Origin of the sequence: Nonomuraea sp. MG754425, assembly GCF_021699195.1 — a bacterium.
In the GTDB taxonomy this organism is placed as follows: Bacteria; Actinomycetota; Actinomycetes; order Streptosporangiales; family Streptosporangiaceae; genus Nonomuraea.
In genome coordinates, this window is the sequence record NZ_SSXE01000130.1 from 16324 (window position 1) to 32235 (window position 15912).

Here is a 15912-nt window from a genome sequence, read left to right on the forward strand (position 1 = left end):
CGGAGGGTCACCGGCGCGCCGCGGCCACCTCCTCGGCCAGGGCCGCCGCGAAGGCGTCCACGTCCTCCTCGGTCGTGTCGAACGCGCACATCCAGCGCACCTCCCCGTCCGTCCAGTCGTAGAAGGTGAAGCGCTTGCGCAGCCGCTCGGCGACGTCGCCGGGCAGCACCGCGAAGACCGCGTTGGCCTCGACCGGACGGGCCAGCCGCACCCCGGGGATGCGCTCCGCGGCCGCGGCCAGCCGCCGCGCCATCGCGTTGGCCCGGCGGGCGTTGCGCAGCCACAGGTCGCCCGACAGCAGCGCGTCGAACTGCGCCGACACGAACCGCATCTTCGACGAGAGCTGCATGAACGTCTTACGCACGTAGTCGACCCCGGTGGCCGCGGCGGGGTCGAGCACGACGACGGCCTCGCCGTACATCATGCCGATCTTCGTGCCGCCGAAGGAGAGCACGTCCACGCCCGCGTCGGTGGTCAGGGCCCGCATGGGGACGTCGAGCGCGGCGGCGGCGTTGGTCAGCCGGGAGCCGTCGAGGTGCACGAGCAGGCCCAGGTCGTGGGCGTGCTCGCAGATGGCGGCGATCTCGGCGGCGGTGTAGAGGGTGCCGAGTTCGGTGGTGTTGGAGATCGAGACCACCTTCGGCTGGGCGCGGTGCACGTCGCCGAAGCCCCACGCCTGCCGGTCGATCAGCTCGGGGGTGAGCTTGCCGTCGGGCGCCGGGACGGTGAGCAGCTTGATGCCGCCGGCCACCTCGGGCGCGCCGCCCTCGTCGGTGTTGATGTGGGCGCTCTCCGCGCAGATGACCGCCTCCCAGGTGGCGGTCATCGAGCGCAGGGAGACGACGTTGGCGGCGGTGCCGTTGAAGACCGGCCAGGCCCGCGCCGCCTGCCCGAAGTGCCGCTGGAAGACCTCCTGCACGGCCTCGGTGTAGCGGTCGTCGCCGTAGGCGGTCTGGTGGCCGCCGTTGGCCGCCACGACGGCCTGGAGGATCTCGGGGTGCACCCCGGCGTAGTTGTCGCTGGCGAACGCCTTGAGCCGGGGGTCGTGCCGGGGAGTCAAGAAGTGAGGTCCAATCGTGTGCCGTTGATCTCGGCGGCCGGGCGGTCGTACAGGCCGCCGATGGCCGCCGCGAGGTCGTTGACGTCGGTGAAGCCGGAGAAGGCGGCCGTGGGACGGGCGGCGCGCATCTGATCGTTCACGAGGGCCTTGACGACGAGGACGGTGGCCGCGCAGCCGGTGTCCTTGAGCGCGTCGGCCAGCGAGAGCGTCCATGCCTCGGCCGCCGCCTTGGCCGCCGCGTAGACGGCTCCTCCGGCGGAGGGCGCCTGCGCGGCCTGGGCGGAGACGATCACGAAGCGGCCGTGCTCGCTGCGGCGCAGCAGCGGCTCGAAGGCCAGCGAGACGTGCTGGAGGGTGCGGATCAGCAGGTCGTGCAGGAGGTCCCAGTCGTCGAGGCTGGTCTCGGCGAACGTGTCGCCGCCGCGCCAGCCGCCCACCAGGTGCACCACGCCGTCCACGTGGCCGTGCTCGCGCTCGACCCGATCGGCCAGGCCCTGGACGGCGGCGCGGTCGAGCAGGTCGACGTCCTGCTTGTCGACGCCGATCACCGTGTGCCCCTGTTTCCGGAAATATCCGGAAACGGCCTCACCTGTGGGCCCTCCGGCCCCGGTAACCAATACGATCATGCTCGTAGTCCCTTAGTCGATTCGACCACGTCGGTCAGCTTACGGCGCAGCGCCTCGTAGAACATGCTCAGCGGGAACTCGTCCGCCAGCACCGCGTCCACCTTGGCCTTCTGCTCCTCCGGCAGCGCCTCGACGCCCTTGACCCAGGTCGAGGCCGGGTTCGGGGCCACGTACGCGCTCACCAGCTCGTAGGCCGCCAGCCAGTGCGCCGGTTTGGGCCGGTCGATGCTGTCGCGGTACAGCTTCTCGACCTCGCCGCGCAGGTCCGCCACCCCGCCCGCGACCCGCTCCCAGTCGATCGAGAGCCGGTTGTCGGTCCACCGCACGATGTCGTTGCGGTGCAGGTAGGAGAACAGGAGCTGCCCGCCCAGCCCGTCGTAGTTGCGCACCCGCTCACCGGTGACGGGGAAGCGGAACAGCCGGTCGAACAGGATCGCCAGCCGCACGTACCGGGCGTACGGCACGCCCTGCCGCTCCAGCACGACGGCCTCGCCGTACGCGGTCAGGTCGCAGCGCAGCTCCTCCAGCGCGTACAGCCAGTACGGCATCCGCTGCTTGATCATGAACGGGTCGAACGGCAGGTCTCCGTGGCTGTGCGTGCGGTCGTGCACCAGGTCCCACAGCACGAACGTGTCCTGGGCCAGGCGCTGCGAGGCCAGCAGCCGCTCGGCGTCCGGCGGCAGGTCCAGCCTGAGCATCTCGGCGGCGGCCCCGCAGACCCGCCTGAACCTGGCGGCCTCCCGGTCGGCGAAGATCCCGCCCCAGGTGAACCGCTCCGGGGCCTGCCGCACCGCCACCGTCTCGGGGAACAGCACGGCCGAGTGCGTGTCGTAGCCGGAGGTGAAGTCCTCGAACGCGATCGGCACGAACATCGGGTTGTCGTAGCCGCCCGCCTCCAGCTCGGCCAGCCAGCCGGGCCAGATCGTCCGGATCCAGACGGCTTCGAGGTTGCGGGTCCGGTTGCCGTTCTGGGTGTACATGGGGAACACCACGACGTGCTCCAGGCCGTCGTGGCGCTGGGTGTCGGGGTGGAAGAGGTCGAGGGAGTCGAGGAAGTCGGGCACGCCGAGGTCCTGGCCGGCCCACTTGACGAGGTCGGCGCGGACGGCGCGCAGGTAGCCCTCGTCGTGCGGGAAGAACGGCGCGAGCGCCGCCACCCGGGCCGCGATCTCCGTCACGAGCCCCGTGGCCCGGCTCCTGGACTCCTCCGGCACCGAACCGTCCTTGGCCTGGAGGGGCCGCAGTTCCTCCACGGCCGCCTTCAGCCGGGCGAACAGCCCGGCCTTGCCCTCGTCACCGGCCTGCTCGGCGGCCCCGGCGCCCGCGCGTTCGTCGCCGGGGAGCCGGGCCGCCCAGGTGATCACGTTCTGCCAGAGGGCGCGGTGGTCGTGGTCGTCGATGGAGTCGTCGCCGAACAGGTCGGAGTCGGCGAACACGACGACCCGCCCGCGCCCGTGCCGCAGTGCGACGGCCAGCGGCTCGCCGGCCGGGTCGGCCGTGGTCGCGGTCGCGAACAGCACCTCGCCCCGGTCCGCGCTCAGCGTGCCCGCGCGGTAGAAGCAGGCCGCGCGCACCCCGGCCAGCAGCCCGGAGCCGGTGGCACGTTCCCCCAGCACCCAGGTGGCCACGCCCCGGTGGGCGTGCGCGGGGTCGCGCACGGTGGTGTGCCGGACGTCCACGCCGAACCGGGCGAGCAGCTCGCGCAGGTTGTTGCCGTACTTGTCCTGCTCCTCCTCGGCCAGCACGACCAGCCCGCCGCCGCCCGCCACGTACGACTCGACGGCGTCGATCTCGGCGGCGGTCAGGACGGGGCCGCCCTGCCCGGTGGTGCGCTCCCAGCGGTCACCCGACGGGTGCGCGATCACCAGGACGTCGTGCCCGGCCAGCGTCGCGGGGTCGAGCGGGCCCGAGGTGTGGGCGGTGACGGTGTGCCCGAGATGCCGCAGCAGCCCGGCCGCGCGGGCGTAGCTGTTGTCGTCGGGGTGGGCGGGGTTGATGGACTCGGCCAGCTCGCGCCGGATGGTCCACGACTCGCTGTGCGCCTCGTCGAACAGCACCTTGGGGAAGGGTTGCATGAAACATCTCCTGCATAAGCCGCCATGTACCGGAAAATATACACACATTTACGGCTTGCCTCACAAGTCCCTCCCGGTCAGGCGGCTCCCGGCCGTACGACGCCCGTCTCGTACGCGAACACCACCGCCTGCGCCCGGTCGCGCAGCGACAGCTTCATCAGCACCCGCGCCACGTGCGTCTTGACCGTGGCCTCACCGATGTACAGGTCCGTGGCGATCTCGGCGTTGGTGCGCCCGCGCGCCAGCAGCCGCAGCACCTCCAGCTCGCGCGGTGTCAGCGCGGCCAGCGCGGGCGCCGGCCTGGGCTCGGCGCGGGCGGCGAAGGCGGCGATCACCCGGCTCGTCACGGCCGGGTCGAGCAGCGCGTCCCCGGAGTGCACCACCTTGATGGCCTCCAGGAGCTGCTCGGGCGGCGACACCTTCAGCAGGAACCCGCTGGTGCCGGCGCGCAACGCGGCATAGAGGTTCTCGTCGGTGTCGAACGTGGTCAGCGTGATGACCTTGGGTGGCGAGGGGGCGGCGAGCAGTTCCCTGGCCGCCGCCAGCCCGTCGAGGCCGGGCATGGAGACGTCCATGAGGACGATGTCCGGCCGCGTCCGCCCGGCCACGGCGACGGCCGTCCGCCCGTCGGCCGCCTCGCCGACCACCTCCATGACGGGGTCGCTCTCGACGATCATGCGCAGCCCGGCCCTGACCATCGCCTGGTCGTCGGCGATGACGATGCGAATGCTCACAGGCGGAGGTTAGACGCCGGGCCCGGCGTTGAACACCGCCCTCGCGCCGTGGCCAAGCCGCGCGCAAGTGAGTTCCAAGTCACGACAGGCGCACGCTCTGCCTGATCCTCGACTGCGTCACGTCGTCGCAGGTGGCGCTGCCGCAGAAGTACATGATCAGCATGGTCTTGGGCTCGCGGTCGATCACGTAGCTGACGAAGCCCAGCCTGGTGCCGGTCGCCGGGTCGTGCAGCGAGCCGTCGAAGCGGGTGGCGGGGCTGGCGCCCGCCTGGTCCTGCACGGGCTTGCCGAGATCGACCAGGCCGGGCAGCAGGGCCTCCATCTTCGGTTTCATCAGCTCGGAGGTGCCGCTGGCGTCGAGGGTGTCGGAGACCTGGACGTACACGCCGGCGACGCCGTCGGGGCCGTCGTCGGCGATCTCCTTGACCTTCGACCAGTCGGCGCCGGGACCGGCCACGAACAGGTCCTCGAACTCCGTGGCGTGCGGGGAGGCCACGGCGAACAGGTCCTGGTGGGTGCGCACCGTCCAGTCGCCCGGGTAGTCGAAGGTGAGCGGGGCGGCGGCGCTGGTCTTGTAGGTGGCCCAGGTGTCGCCGCGGTTGCTCATGATCACGAACGCGACCAGCGCGAGCGCGGCGACGGCGGCCACCAGCGTGGCGGCCACGATCGGCAGCCGGCCCGGCCGCCCCTTGGCCGTGGACGGCCGGGTGGCCCCCGAGGGCGCGGCGAACGAGGACCCGAACGGCGGGGCCGTCGGCAGCGAGTGCGGGCCGGATCCGGGCCCGCCGCGCGGCAGGGAGTGCGGGCCCGAGCCCGGCCCCGGCTGCGGCGCCGCGTGCGCCCCCGAGTGCCGGCCGGGGTACGGCCCCGGCTGCGGACTCTGACCGGGCGGCGGCAGGAGCCCGGGGCCGGCGTACGGGTCGTGCGGGTGCCCGCCGATCGCCTCCCGCAGCGCGGTCACGAACTCGGCGCAGGTCGCGTAGCGCTGCTCGGGCGACTTGGCCAGCGCCCGCATGATCACTCCGTCCACCTGCGCGGGCAGTTCCGGACGCAGCCGCGACAGCGGCGTGGGCTGCTCGGCGAGGTGCGCCCACAGCAGCGCCATGTCGTTCTCACGCTGGAACGGCAGCCGCGCCGACAGCGCCTCGTAGACCACGCAGGCCAGCGCGTACTGGTCGCTGCGGCCGTCGATGTGCTCCTTGTTGATCTGCTCGGGCGACATGTAGCGGGGCGTGCCGATGAACTGGTCGGTCTGCGTCAGCCCCGAGATCGACGAGCGGTGCTTGGTGATGCCGAAGTCGGTCAGGTACACGTGGTCGCCGGCCAGCAGGATGTTGGCGGGCTTGACGTCGCGGTGGATCAGGTCGTGCGCGTGGGCGGCGTCGAGCGCGGCGGCCACCTGCGCGAAGATCTGGTTGGCCGGGCCGAACGGCAGCGGCCCGCGGTCGTAGATGAGCCGGCGCAGGTCGAGGCCGTCGACGTAGCGCATGGCGATGTACAGGACGCCGTCCACGTCGGCGTTCGCCTCGTAGATCGGGATGATGTTGGGGTGCTCGATGCTGGCGACCGTCCTGGACTCCAGGATGAACCGCTGCCGGAACCGGTCGTCGACGCTGAGCACCGGGTTGAGGATCTTCAGCGCGACCCGGCGGCTCAGCCTCGGGTCGAGCGCCAGGTAGACGACGGCCATGCCGCCCTTGCCGACGATGTCCTCGATGTAGTAGCCGGCCACCTCCTGGCCGATGAGCGATCTCTCGTTCAATGACATCACGTCTCGATCGGGTGTCCGCAGTAGCCGCAGAAGCGATGCGCGGGGCCGAGTCTCATGCCGCACGAGGTGCAGTACTTGATCGCGGGGTCCGGCGCGGTCATCACCTGCTGCTGCTGCGGGGCCAGGTGGAACGGCTGGGAGCGCCGGACGACCACGGTCTGGTTCGCGGCGTCGTCGAACGGCGGGCCGGCCGCCGCCGGCGGTGGCGGCTCCGCCGGTCCCTCCGCGGCGCGACGGCGCCACAGCAGGTACGCCCCGCCCCCCGCCGCCACGAAGAGCACCCCGGCCGCCAGGACGTACGGCCACAGCGGCATGGACCCGCCGCTCTCGCTCACCGCCTGCTTCGTGCCCTGGTCCTCGGGGCCGCCCCGCTTGGCCAGCGACGTCTTGAGCAGCGTCTGGGCCACCACGTTGCCGGGGTAGAGCTCCAGCACGCGCTGGAAGCCCGGCGCGGCCTCGGTGTAGTACTTCGTGTGGTAGCGGGTCAGCGCCGCCTCGAAGGCGGTGTCGATCGCGCCTCTGCGCGGCACCACCTTGGCGGCGGCCAGGATGGCGGTGACCTCCTTGACGCCGATCATCCGGCCCTCGTCGCCGCCGCCGATCAGCAGGCCGATGACGTGCCCGTCCTTGTCGCCGATGACGGGCGCGCCGATCAGGCCCTTGTCGGCGAGGCCGCCCAGCTTGACCGGCTCGTCGGCCTTCTTCTCGGGGTCGGCGAACGGCCGGCCGGTCTCCCCCGGCGTACCGCCCTTGCCGAGGTGGGCGATCTCCACCCGTTCGGCCGTGTCGGGGCCGGGCCGGGCGAGGAAGCCGGCCACGTTGGTGGGCGCGCCCTCCTGCTCGGGCACCTTGTCGGCGAGCGGCGCGGTCGGCATGCCGACGCCGCCCGCGACGGGGGTCACCGGGGCCAGTACGGCGGGGCTGTCGGGTTCGGGGCCGGCCTTGACGAGTTCGACCTGGTAGCCGTCGGGGCTGGCCGGTGACACGTTGGGGAAGGCCGTGATCGTGGTGGTGACCTCGACGATGCAGGTGGCGGTGTCGCTGTCGGGCGTGTAGCACTCCTGGAGGTGATGGTCGAGCAGGTCGTCGGAGAGCTTGTGCTTCTTGTCGTCGGCCGGGATCTTCACGTCGTGGTGCTCGGCGAAGATCTTGTTGGCGGCGTAGACGGCGACGTCGTCGGGGTTCACGGCCAGCCGCCGCAGGGCCACGATCGTGCCGTCGGGGTTGACGACCGTGCCGGTGCCCGCCGCGAACGGGAGGTCGTAGGAACGGTCCACATGCTTCAGCTCGCCGATGTGGTCGAGCAGAGTGATCTTCACATGGGACACGGCCTCCAGCCGCACCACGGCGGGGGTCACCAGGTCGGTGATGCCGCTCGGGTGCTCGTGGGCCGCGACCGGGGTCGCGATGAGCGCCAGTGCCACCGCGGCGCCACCGGCAAGGGCTGTGAGGCGCGCCATCTCCGCTCCAAACACTGGAATACGACCAGGGTCCCAATCACATGGCGTAAGTCAATAGAGCACTTCATAGACAAGCGCTTGCTCGGGGACATAACGTACCTGGATGGCATACGCGATCGGCGTCGATGTCGGCGGCACCTTCACCGACGTGGTCCTGAGCGGCACGTCCGGCGCGATTTCCGTGACCAAATGTCTGAGCACCCACTACGACCCCATCGCGGGCATCGTCTCCGGCGTTACGCGCGTGCTCGACGGCCACGACCCCGCACAGGTCACCCGGGTGGTGCACGCGACGACGCTGGCCACCAACGCGGTGCTCGAACGCCGGGGAGCCCGCGTCGCCTTCGTCACCACACGCGGCTTTCGCGCCGCCATCCCGCTCGGCCGCCACGCCCGCGTCGAGGAGGACCGTTACGACCTGCGCTTCACGCCGCCCCCTCCCCCGGTCGCGCCGGGCGACTGCTTCGAGGTGACGGAGCGGGTCTCGGCCCGCGGCACGGTGCTGACCCCCCTCGACACCGATTCGGTACGCCGGGTCGCCGCCGAGATCGCGGCCCGCGGCATCGAGTCGGCGGCGGTGTGCCTGCTGCACGCCTACGCCTACCCGGAGCACGAACGGCGGGTGGCGCAGATCCTGCGCGAGTCGGTGCCCGGCGTCGTGACCTCGTCGGAGACCTGGCCCGAGATCCGCGAGTACGAGCGCGCCACCACCACCATCATGTCCGCCTACATCGGCCCGCTGGTGTCGTCGTACCTGTCGCGGCTGCGGGAGCGGCTGGCCGCGATCGGCGTGCGCGCGCCCGTGCACGTGATGGAGTCGGGCGGCGGGGTGATCTCCGCCGAGCTGGCCGCCAGGCGGGCGGTGGCCATGATCGAGTCGGGGCCGGCGGCGGGCGTGCTCGCGGCGGCCGGAGCCGGGTTCGCGGACGCCATCTCGTTCGACATGGGCGGGACCACCGCCAAGACGTGCGTGGTGCGCGGCGGGCGGCCGGAGATCACCCACGAGTTCCACGTCGGGGGCAAGGGCAGCTTCGGCGGACGGCGGGCCGGGACCGGCGTGCCGATCAAGACCCCGGCCATCGACCTGGCGGAGGTCGGAGCCGGGGGCGGCAGCGTGGCCTGGCTGGACCCGGCGGGCGCGCTGCGCGTCGGCCCGCGCTCGGCGGGCTCCTCCCCCGGCCCCGCCTGCTACGGCCTCGGCGGCTCCGAGCCGACCGTCACCGACGCGAACCTCGTGCTCGGCTACCTGTCCTCCGCCTCCATGCCGCTCTCGCCCGGCCTGGCCGGCAAGGCGCTCGACCGGCTCGCCGAGCCCCTGGGGGTGACGCGCGAGCAGGCCGCGTACGCGGTGCACGAGATCGTCAGCGCCTCGATGGCGTCGGCCGTGCACGTGGTCACGGTGCAGCGGGGCATCGACCCGCGCGGCTTCGTCCTGGTCGCCTTCGGCGGCGCGGGGCCCATGCACGCGGCCCGGGTCGCCGAGCGCTTCGGCATCGGGACGGTCGCCGTCCCGGCGCACTGCGGGGTGGCCTCGGCGGCCGGGCTGCTGACGGCCGCGCTGTCCACTGACCGCGTCCTGTCACGCCTGGACGAGCCCGACCCGGAGGCCGTCTTCGCCTCCCTCGCCGCGGACGCCGCCGCCGACCTCGGCCTGTCCCTCTCCGCGCCCGAGGTGCGGGTACTGCGCTCGGTGGACGTCCGCTTCGCGGGCCAGTCGCACGACCTCACCGTGGACTGGTCCGCCGACCGCGCCGAACTGGAGTCGCGCTTCTCCCGCCGGTACGCGCAGGTGTACGGGATCACCCAGCGAGGGGAGATCGAGCTGGTGAGCTACCGCGTGCGGGTCACCGTCGGGGCCACCCGCCGGGCACCCCAGGTCACCGGGCCGCGGCCCCCGGGCGGCCCCCCGTCGGCGCGCCGGGCGTACTTCCCCGAGCTCGGCGGGCACACCGAGGTCCCCGTGCACACCAGGCGGACGCTGAACGGCGCGGGTGGCGCCGTGCCCGGCCCGGCCGTCGTCGAGGACCCCGGGTCGACGATCGTCGTCCCGCCCGGCTGGGCCGCCGCCCTCACCGGCTCCGACGCCGTGCACCTCACCCGGGACGCCGCGTGAGCGCCGGCTCCCTGACCGCCGAGGTGCTGCGCAACGCCCTGGTCGTGGCGGCGGAGGAGGCGAGCATCGTGGTGGTGCGCTCGGCGTACTCGACGTTCATCGTGGAGGGCTCCGACGCCTCGGCCGCGATCCTCGACGCCCGGGGCCGGCTGATCGCGCACTCCATGGCCACCACGCTGATGAACAGCATGGCGCTCAAGGTCGCCCTCCCCGAGCTGATCGCGGACATCCCCCTGGACGGCATGCGCCCCGGCGAGGTGTACGCGCTCAACGACGCCTACCGGGGCGGCGTGCACACCAACGACCTGCTCGTCTACCGGCCCGTCTTCGTCGCGGGCGAGCCGGCGTACTTCACCGCCACCATGATCCACGTCTCCGACCTGGGCGGGCTGTCGGCGGGCGGCATGGCCCCGCTGGCCACCGACATCTTCCTGGAGGGCCTGCAGCTCCCGCCGGTGCGGCTGGCCACGGGCGCGGGCCTGGAACCGGCCGTCGAGGCGGTGCTGAAGGCCAACAGCCGCACGCCCGACAAGGTGATGGGCGACGTGCGGGCCCTCGTCGCCGGCACGGCGGTGGCCGCCGCCCGGCTGGAGTCCCTGCTCGCCGAGTACGGGACGGCCGGCCTGGCCCAGGGCGTGGCCGACTACCTCGACCACACCGAGGCCAGGACCCGCGCGGCGCTCGCGGAGCTGCCCACCGGCCGGTTCGAGGCGGCGTACCCGATCGACGACGACGGGATCGACCCGGACCGGCCGCACCACGTCCGCGTGGCCGTCACGCTCGGCGGGGACGGGACCGCCTCGCTGGACTTCGCCGGGACGGACCCGCAGGTCCCGGCGGCGATCAACGCCTCGGCGTCCCAGTCGCTGGCCGCCGCCGTGTTCGCCGTCCGCTGCTTCCTCGACCCGTCGATCCCCATGAACGACGGCTGCCTGCGCGCCATCGACGTGCACCTGCCGGAGGGCTCCCTGCTCAACGCCCGTTCCCCGCACCCCTGCGGCGGCCGGTACGTCCCCATCTACGCCGCCATGGAGGCCGTCTTCCAGGCCCTGTCGGACGCGGTGCCCGAGCGGGCCATCGCGGCCAGCGGGATCCTGCAGCCGTTCTCGATCGCGGCGGTGGGGGCGCCGTACTGGATCCACCTGTCGTACGACTTCGGCGGCGTCGGCGCGCGCCGGGGCCTGGACGGGCCGGACGCGACGGGAGTGCACTTCGGCATCGGCCGCAACTCGGTGCCGCAGGCGGAGCCGGTGGAGAGCCGCTGCCCGCTGATCGTCGAGTCGATCGAGACGATCCCCGACTCCGGCGGCCCGGGACGGCACCGGGGCGGGCTGGGGTCGCGCACGGTGTACCGGTTCCTCGCCGACTGCCACGTCACGACCCGGGGCGACCGTCTCCGGCTGGCCCCTCCCGGCCGGGAGGGCGGGCTGCCGGGGCGGCCGGGCGGGTTCTTCCTGCGGCGGCCGGACGGCACGGTGGAGCGGCTGGCGTCCAAGGTGAACAACGTGCGCTTCGCGGCCGGGGAGGCGTTCGTCGTGGAGACGACCGGCGGGGGCGGGCTGGGGCCCCCGCGCGAACGCGAACGCGCCGCCATCCTGGCGGACCTCGACGCCGGACGGATCACGCCGCAGGGCGCCGCCGACGACTACGGCTTCGCCTGAACTCCCCACGGCTCCGCGTCCGGCCGTGCGGGCGTGGCCTGACGGCACGACCTCACGTCAGGCGAAGCGGCCCGACGGCGACGGCCCCGCGTCAGACGGAGCGGCCCGACGGCTATGGCTTCGGGTGAGGGTGGCCGGGCCAGGACTCGGCGCCGCGGCGGACCGCCGTGTGGACGGCGCGTGCCACCCGTGCCCCCCACTCCGAGCGCGGACCGCCGAAGAGCTGCGGCGGCCCCTCGGCGGGCACGGCCACGCACACGGCGTCCGAGGCGGTGCCGGTCCCGGCGAACCCGGTCTCGACGAGCGCCTGCGTCTTCGCCTCCGTGACCGTCATCACCATGTTGACCAGCGCCGCGTCCGTCATGGCCACCGGCAGGACCGCCACGATGTTGACGGTGCCCACCCGCATGGGGGCCAGTTCGGGATCCTCCCGGCCTTCCGGCGCGGCGGCCCAGGTCGGCACCCGCAGCCCCACCGTCGCGTACGCCTCCGTCCACTCCCGGGGCCCGATGCCGCCGCCGAGCACGGCGGAGGAGATCATCCGCCAGCCGGGCCCGAACTCCCACAGCAGCGACCCGAGCCGGGTCCCGTCCTCGATGCGGTAGGTGAGCTTCACGGTCCTCCCCTCACCAGGTGGACGACGGGCCGCCCGTCGGGTCCAGGCTCGATCTTCACATGCGCGTCGAAGTGGCGTCCCACGAGCTCCTCGGTCAGCACCCGCGCCGGCTCGCCCGCGGCGGCGGCCCGGCCCTCGGTCAGCAGCAGGAGGGAGTCGGCGTAGAGGCCGGCGACGGTCAGGTCGTGCAGGGTGGTGACGACGGTGAGGCCGTCGGTGCGGCGCAGCCGGTCCACCAGTTCCAGCACCTGCTGCTGGTGCCCGAGGTCGAGCGCGGTGGTGGGCTCGTCCAGCAGCAGCGCGGGGGCCTCCTGGGCGAGCGCCCTGGCGAGCACGACGCGCTGCCGCTCCCCGCCGGACAGTTCCCCGACGCGGCGCGTGGCCAGCGCCGTCAGGTCGAGGCGGTCGAGCACGGACTCCGTCACCTCGCGGTCGTGCCGGCTCTCGCGGCCCAGGTAGGGGATGAACGGGGTGCGGCCCAGCAGCGCGTAGTCGAAGACGGTCATGTCGCGGGGCAGGGCGGGCGTCTGCGGCGCGTACGCCAGCAGCCTGGCCCGCTCGCGCGGCTTGAGCCCGCCGGCCGGCCGGGAGTCGAGCATGATCGCGCCCCGGTGCCTGACCAGCCCCATGAGTGCCTTGAGCAGGGTGGACTTGCCCGCCCCGTTGGGCCCGATGACGCCCACCCACTCGCCGCGCCGCACCTCGAAGTCCACGCCGTCGAGGACGTCGCGCTCCCCGAGCCGCACGGACAGGCCGCTCGCGCTGATCATGTGGCCGTCCGCCTGGTCACCCGCAGCACGGCCACGAAGAACGGCGCGCCCACGAACATCGTCACGACCCCGATCGGCAGCTCCGCCGGCGCGATCACCGTACGCGCGGCGAGGTCGGCCAGCACCAGGAAGGCCGCCCCGCCGATCAGCGACAGCGGCAGCACGATCCGGTACGAGCCGCCCGCGATCCGCCGCACGACGTGCGGGACGACGATCCCGACGAACCCGATCAGCCCGCTGACCGCCACGGCCGCCGCGGTGGCCAGGCAGGCGGCCAGCAGCACCATGAGGCGTACCCGGGAGGCCCGCACGCCCAGGCTGGTGGCCTCCTCGTCGCCGACGGACAGCACGTCGAGCATGCGCCCGTGCAGCAGGAGCAGCACGGAGGAGACGACGGCGTACGGCAGGACCAGCCAGAACTGGTCCCATCCGCCGCCGACGTCGCCGAGGATCCACGAGTAGATGCGCTGCAGCTCCTCGACCTTGAACTGCTGGACGAACGTCTGGATCGCAGTCAGGAACGAGGTGACCGCCACCCCGGCCAGGACGAGCGTGGCGGTGCCGCCGTCCCGCCCGGCGGTGTTGCCCAGCAGGTACGACAGGAACACCCCGCCCACGGCCCCCAGGAAGGCCGCCACCGGGACGCCGCCCGCCACGGCCGGGAACAGCACGATGGCCGCGGTGGCGGCCAGCCCCGCGCCCGCCGCCGCGCCCAGCAGGTACGGGTCGGCGAGCGGGTTGCGGAACACCCCCTGGTACCCGGCGCCCGCCACGGCCAGCAGCCCGCCGACGACGGCGGCGACCAGCACCCGGGGCAGCCGCAGCTCGAACAGCAGCCCCTGTTCGACAGGCGCGAGCCCGGAGTCCACGTCGGTGAACGGCAGCCAGTCCACGACCTGCAGCACGACCTGCCAGGGCGAGATGTCGGCGGCCCCGTCGAGCAGTGCGGCGACCATGGAGGCGGCCAGCACGCCCAGGGCGCACACCACCCACAGGGGTCTGGCCCTGGACGGGCCGGCCTGCGTCACCACGTCAGTTCGCGCCCGCCCCGGACACCCCCGCGGCGATGGCCTCGGCGAGCTGGACGACGCGCGGCCCCCACCGGGAGGCGACGTCGTCGTCGAGCTGGATCACCTGGTCCTGCTTGACGGCGGTCAGGTTCTTCCATCCGGGCCGCGCGGCCAGGGTGTCCTTGCTCTGCTGGCAGCACTTGACGTCGGCCAGGAAGATCAGGTCGGGGTCGGCCTGGGCGACGAACTCGGCCGACAGCTTGGGGTAGCCGCCGGCCGCGTCGGGGGCCTTGTCGGCGATGTTGGTCAGGCCGAACATGCCGTAGATCTGGCCGATGAAGGTCTTGGACGTGACGGCGTAGGGCGTCTGGTCGAGCTCGTGGTAGAAGGTGAGCTCGCCGGCCTTGGGCGCGCCGGCGACGGCCTTCTCGATGGCGGTCCGCATGCCGGAGACGACCTCGTCGGCCTTGGCCTTGTTGCCGGTGGCGGCGCCGAGTTCGGCGATCTCCTCGTACACCTCGTCGAGGTCGCCGGCGGAGGGCTGGAGCAGGACGGGCACGTTCACCTTGCCCAGTTCGGCCACGACCTTGTCCTGGTCGTCGGAGACGATGACGAGGTCGGGCTTGTGGGCGACGATGGCCTCGACGTTCGGCTTGAAGCCGGACAGGTCGGTCTTGGGGGCCTCGGCCGGGTGGTTCGACTGGTTGTCGACCGCGATGACCTGCGGGCCGGCCCCGATGGCGAACAGCGTCTCGGTGTGGGTGGCCGACAGGGAGACGATCCGCTCGGGTCGCTCGGCGATGGTGACCGAGCCGTTGCCGGCCTCGACGGTGACGGGGAAGCCGCCGGTCGCGGCGTCGGGGGTGGTGACGGGGGGCGAGGAGGGGGCGGACGCCGTGGTGCTGTCGCCGCCCTGGCCACAGCCGGCCAGGAGGAGCGTTCCCAGCAGCGCGCCCGCGAAGGCCGTGCGTACGGGCCTCACGAGTAGTCCTTTCACACTGTTCGGAACCGAGAGACCCGCTTGGAGCGACGGATCACCCTTTTCCACGAGGGTTGATGACGTCAGCGCGGAGGCAGGCGACCTGGCTATGACAGTTGCGGGACAGCGCCGGACTCACACCGGACTTCGCTGCGCTCTGCGCGTCGGACAAACGTTATCAATGCCCCGGACGCCGGTCGCGTCAAGGGGCGAGTTGGGCCTCCGCCTCGGCGATGATCCGCTGCAGCCGCAGACCGTGGGCGGCGTCGAGGGGGTGCCCGCCGCCGTCGCGGACGGTCCTGGCGAACTCCTCGGCGATCGTCTGCATGGGGTCGCCGCCGACGTGCGGCAGGACGGCGCTGCCCGCGCGCCCGTACACGGCGATCCGCTGCGGGAGCGGGTCGCCGCCGGCGGCCATGCACAGGGACGCCTCGCTGACGGCCCCGCCCTCGTGCTCGAGCAGCAGGCCGGTCCAGCCGAGCGGGTCGCCGTGCGCGCGCACGCCGGTGACCCGGCCCAGGGCGGCGTCCAGCAGGTCGATCACGTGCGGGCCGACGTCGAGCAGCGCGCCGCGCCGCAGCCGCCAGGGCGTGGCGAACGGGTGGTCGCCGAGCAGGACGCCGGAGACGTTGGCGGCGTGCCCGCCGAACGGCTCGATCTCGGCGCAGCGGGCCAGGAACGCGCGGGTCTGGGGCGCGTAGCGCAGGGTGAGCACCATCTGGGAGGCCACGCCCGCCTCGGCGATCGCGGCGGCCACCCGCTCGGCGTCCTCGGCCGACTCGGCGAGCGGCTTCTCCAGCAGCAGCGCCTTGCCGGCGCGGGCGGCCCGTACGGCGTACTCGGCCTGGACGGCGGGCGGCACGCAGAACGCCACGGCCTGGCAGTGCTCGAACAACTCCTCGACGGTGGCGTACACGGGCGCGCCCAGTTCGGCGGCGGCCTCCGGCCTGCGGGCCCACACGCCGGCCAGCCGCGTGTGCGGCCCCTTGGCCAGCATCGGCGCGTGCGCCATCCGCGCCCACGGCCCCGCCCCGATC

General features: G+C 73.2%; 13 protein-coding genes. 2 read left to right on the forward strand and 11 right to left on the reverse strand.

The window, feature by feature from the left end:
• Nucleotides 1-7 precede the first annotated feature (7 nt).
• The 6 genes from FAF44_RS35640 to FAF44_RS35665 form a co-directional block, all read right to left on the reverse strand.
• Nucleotides 8-1060, reverse strand: a complete 1053-nt coding sequence (locus FAF44_RS35640) for a low specificity L-threonine aldolase (RefSeq protein ID WP_237107751.1) — start codon at nucleotides 1058-1060, stop codon at nucleotides 8-10.
• Complete coding sequence (locus tag FAF44_RS35645; protein ID WP_237107752.1) at nucleotides 1057-1686, reverse strand: SDR family NAD(P)-dependent oxidoreductase; 630 nt, start codon at nucleotides 1684-1686, stop codon at nucleotides 1057-1059. The genes FAF44_RS35640 and FAF44_RS35645 overlap by 4 nt, the downstream gene beginning before the upstream one ends.
• Complete coding sequence (locus FAF44_RS35650; protein ID WP_237107753.1) at nucleotides 1683-3761, reverse strand: DUF6421 family protein; 2079 nt, start codon at nucleotides 3759-3761, stop codon at nucleotides 1683-1685. Before FAF44_RS35650 ends, FAF44_RS35645 begins: the two co-directional genes overlap by 4 nt.
• A 77-nt stretch (nucleotides 3762-3838) precedes the next feature.
• Nucleotides 3839-4495, reverse strand: a complete 657-nt coding sequence (locus FAF44_RS35655) for a response regulator transcription factor (protein ID WP_237107754.1) — start codon at nucleotides 4493-4495, stop codon at nucleotides 3839-3841.
• A 79-nt stretch (nucleotides 4496-4574) separates the two neighbouring features.
• On the reverse strand, nucleotides 4575-6263 hold the full coding sequence (locus FAF44_RS35660) for a serine/threonine-protein kinase (protein ID WP_237107755.1): 1689 nt from the start codon (nucleotides 6261-6263) through the stop codon (nucleotides 4575-4577).
• Complete coding sequence (locus FAF44_RS35665; protein WP_237107756.1) at nucleotides 6263-7726, reverse strand: zinc ribbon domain-containing protein; 1464 nt, start codon at nucleotides 7724-7726, stop codon at nucleotides 6263-6265. The genes FAF44_RS35660 and FAF44_RS35665 overlap by 1 nt, the downstream gene beginning before the upstream one ends.
• Nucleotides 7727-7829: 103 nt before the next feature.
• On the opposite strand from FAF44_RS35665, the gene FAF44_RS35670 reads away from it, so the two are divergent.
• Both FAF44_RS35670 and FAF44_RS35675 read left to right on the forward strand, forming a co-directional pair.
• On the forward strand, nucleotides 7830-9839 hold the full coding sequence (locus FAF44_RS35670) for a hydantoinase/oxoprolinase family protein (RefSeq protein ID WP_237107757.1): 2010 nt from the start codon (nucleotides 7830-7832) through the stop codon (nucleotides 9837-9839).
• Entirely contained in the window at nucleotides 9836-11500 is a 1665-nt protein-coding gene (locus FAF44_RS35675) for a hydantoinase B/oxoprolinase family protein (protein ID WP_237107758.1), read from the forward strand. Before FAF44_RS35670 ends, FAF44_RS35675 begins: the two co-directional genes overlap by 4 nt.
• A gap of 112 nt (nucleotides 11501-11612) precedes the next feature.
• Here the strand turns inward: FAF44_RS35675 and FAF44_RS35680 are convergent, their stop codons facing one another.
• The 5 genes from FAF44_RS35680 to FAF44_RS35700 all read right to left on the reverse strand — a co-directional run bounded on the left by FAF44_RS35680 (nucleotide 11613) and on the right by FAF44_RS35700 (nucleotide 15911).
• A complete protein-coding gene (locus FAF44_RS35680) occupies nucleotides 11613-12116 on the reverse strand; it encodes an adenosylcobinamide amidohydrolase (RefSeq protein WP_237107759.1) in 504 nt (167 codons plus the stop codon).
• Nucleotides 12113-12886: an ABC transporter ATP-binding protein gene (locus FAF44_RS35685; protein ID WP_237107760.1), complete on the reverse strand. Its 774-nt coding sequence runs from the start codon at nucleotides 12884-12886 to the stop codon at nucleotides 12113-12115. The genes FAF44_RS35680 and FAF44_RS35685 overlap by 4 nt, the downstream gene beginning before the upstream one ends.
• Entirely contained in the window at nucleotides 12883-13917 is a 1035-nt protein-coding gene (locus FAF44_RS35690) for an iron ABC transporter permease (protein WP_237107761.1), read from the reverse strand. The genes FAF44_RS35685 and FAF44_RS35690 overlap by 4 nt, the downstream gene beginning before the upstream one ends.
• Nucleotide 13918: 1 nt before the next feature.
• Nucleotides 13919-14878, reverse strand: a complete 960-nt coding sequence (locus FAF44_RS35695) for an ABC transporter substrate-binding protein (protein ID WP_237107762.1) — start codon at nucleotides 14876-14878, stop codon at nucleotides 13919-13921.
• Between the two features lie 199 nt (nucleotides 14879-15077).
• A complete protein-coding gene (locus FAF44_RS35700) occupies nucleotides 15078-15911 on the reverse strand; it encodes a Gfo/Idh/MocA family protein (RefSeq protein WP_237107763.1) in 834 nt (277 codons plus the stop codon).
• Nucleotide 15912: the final 1 nt, after the last annotated feature.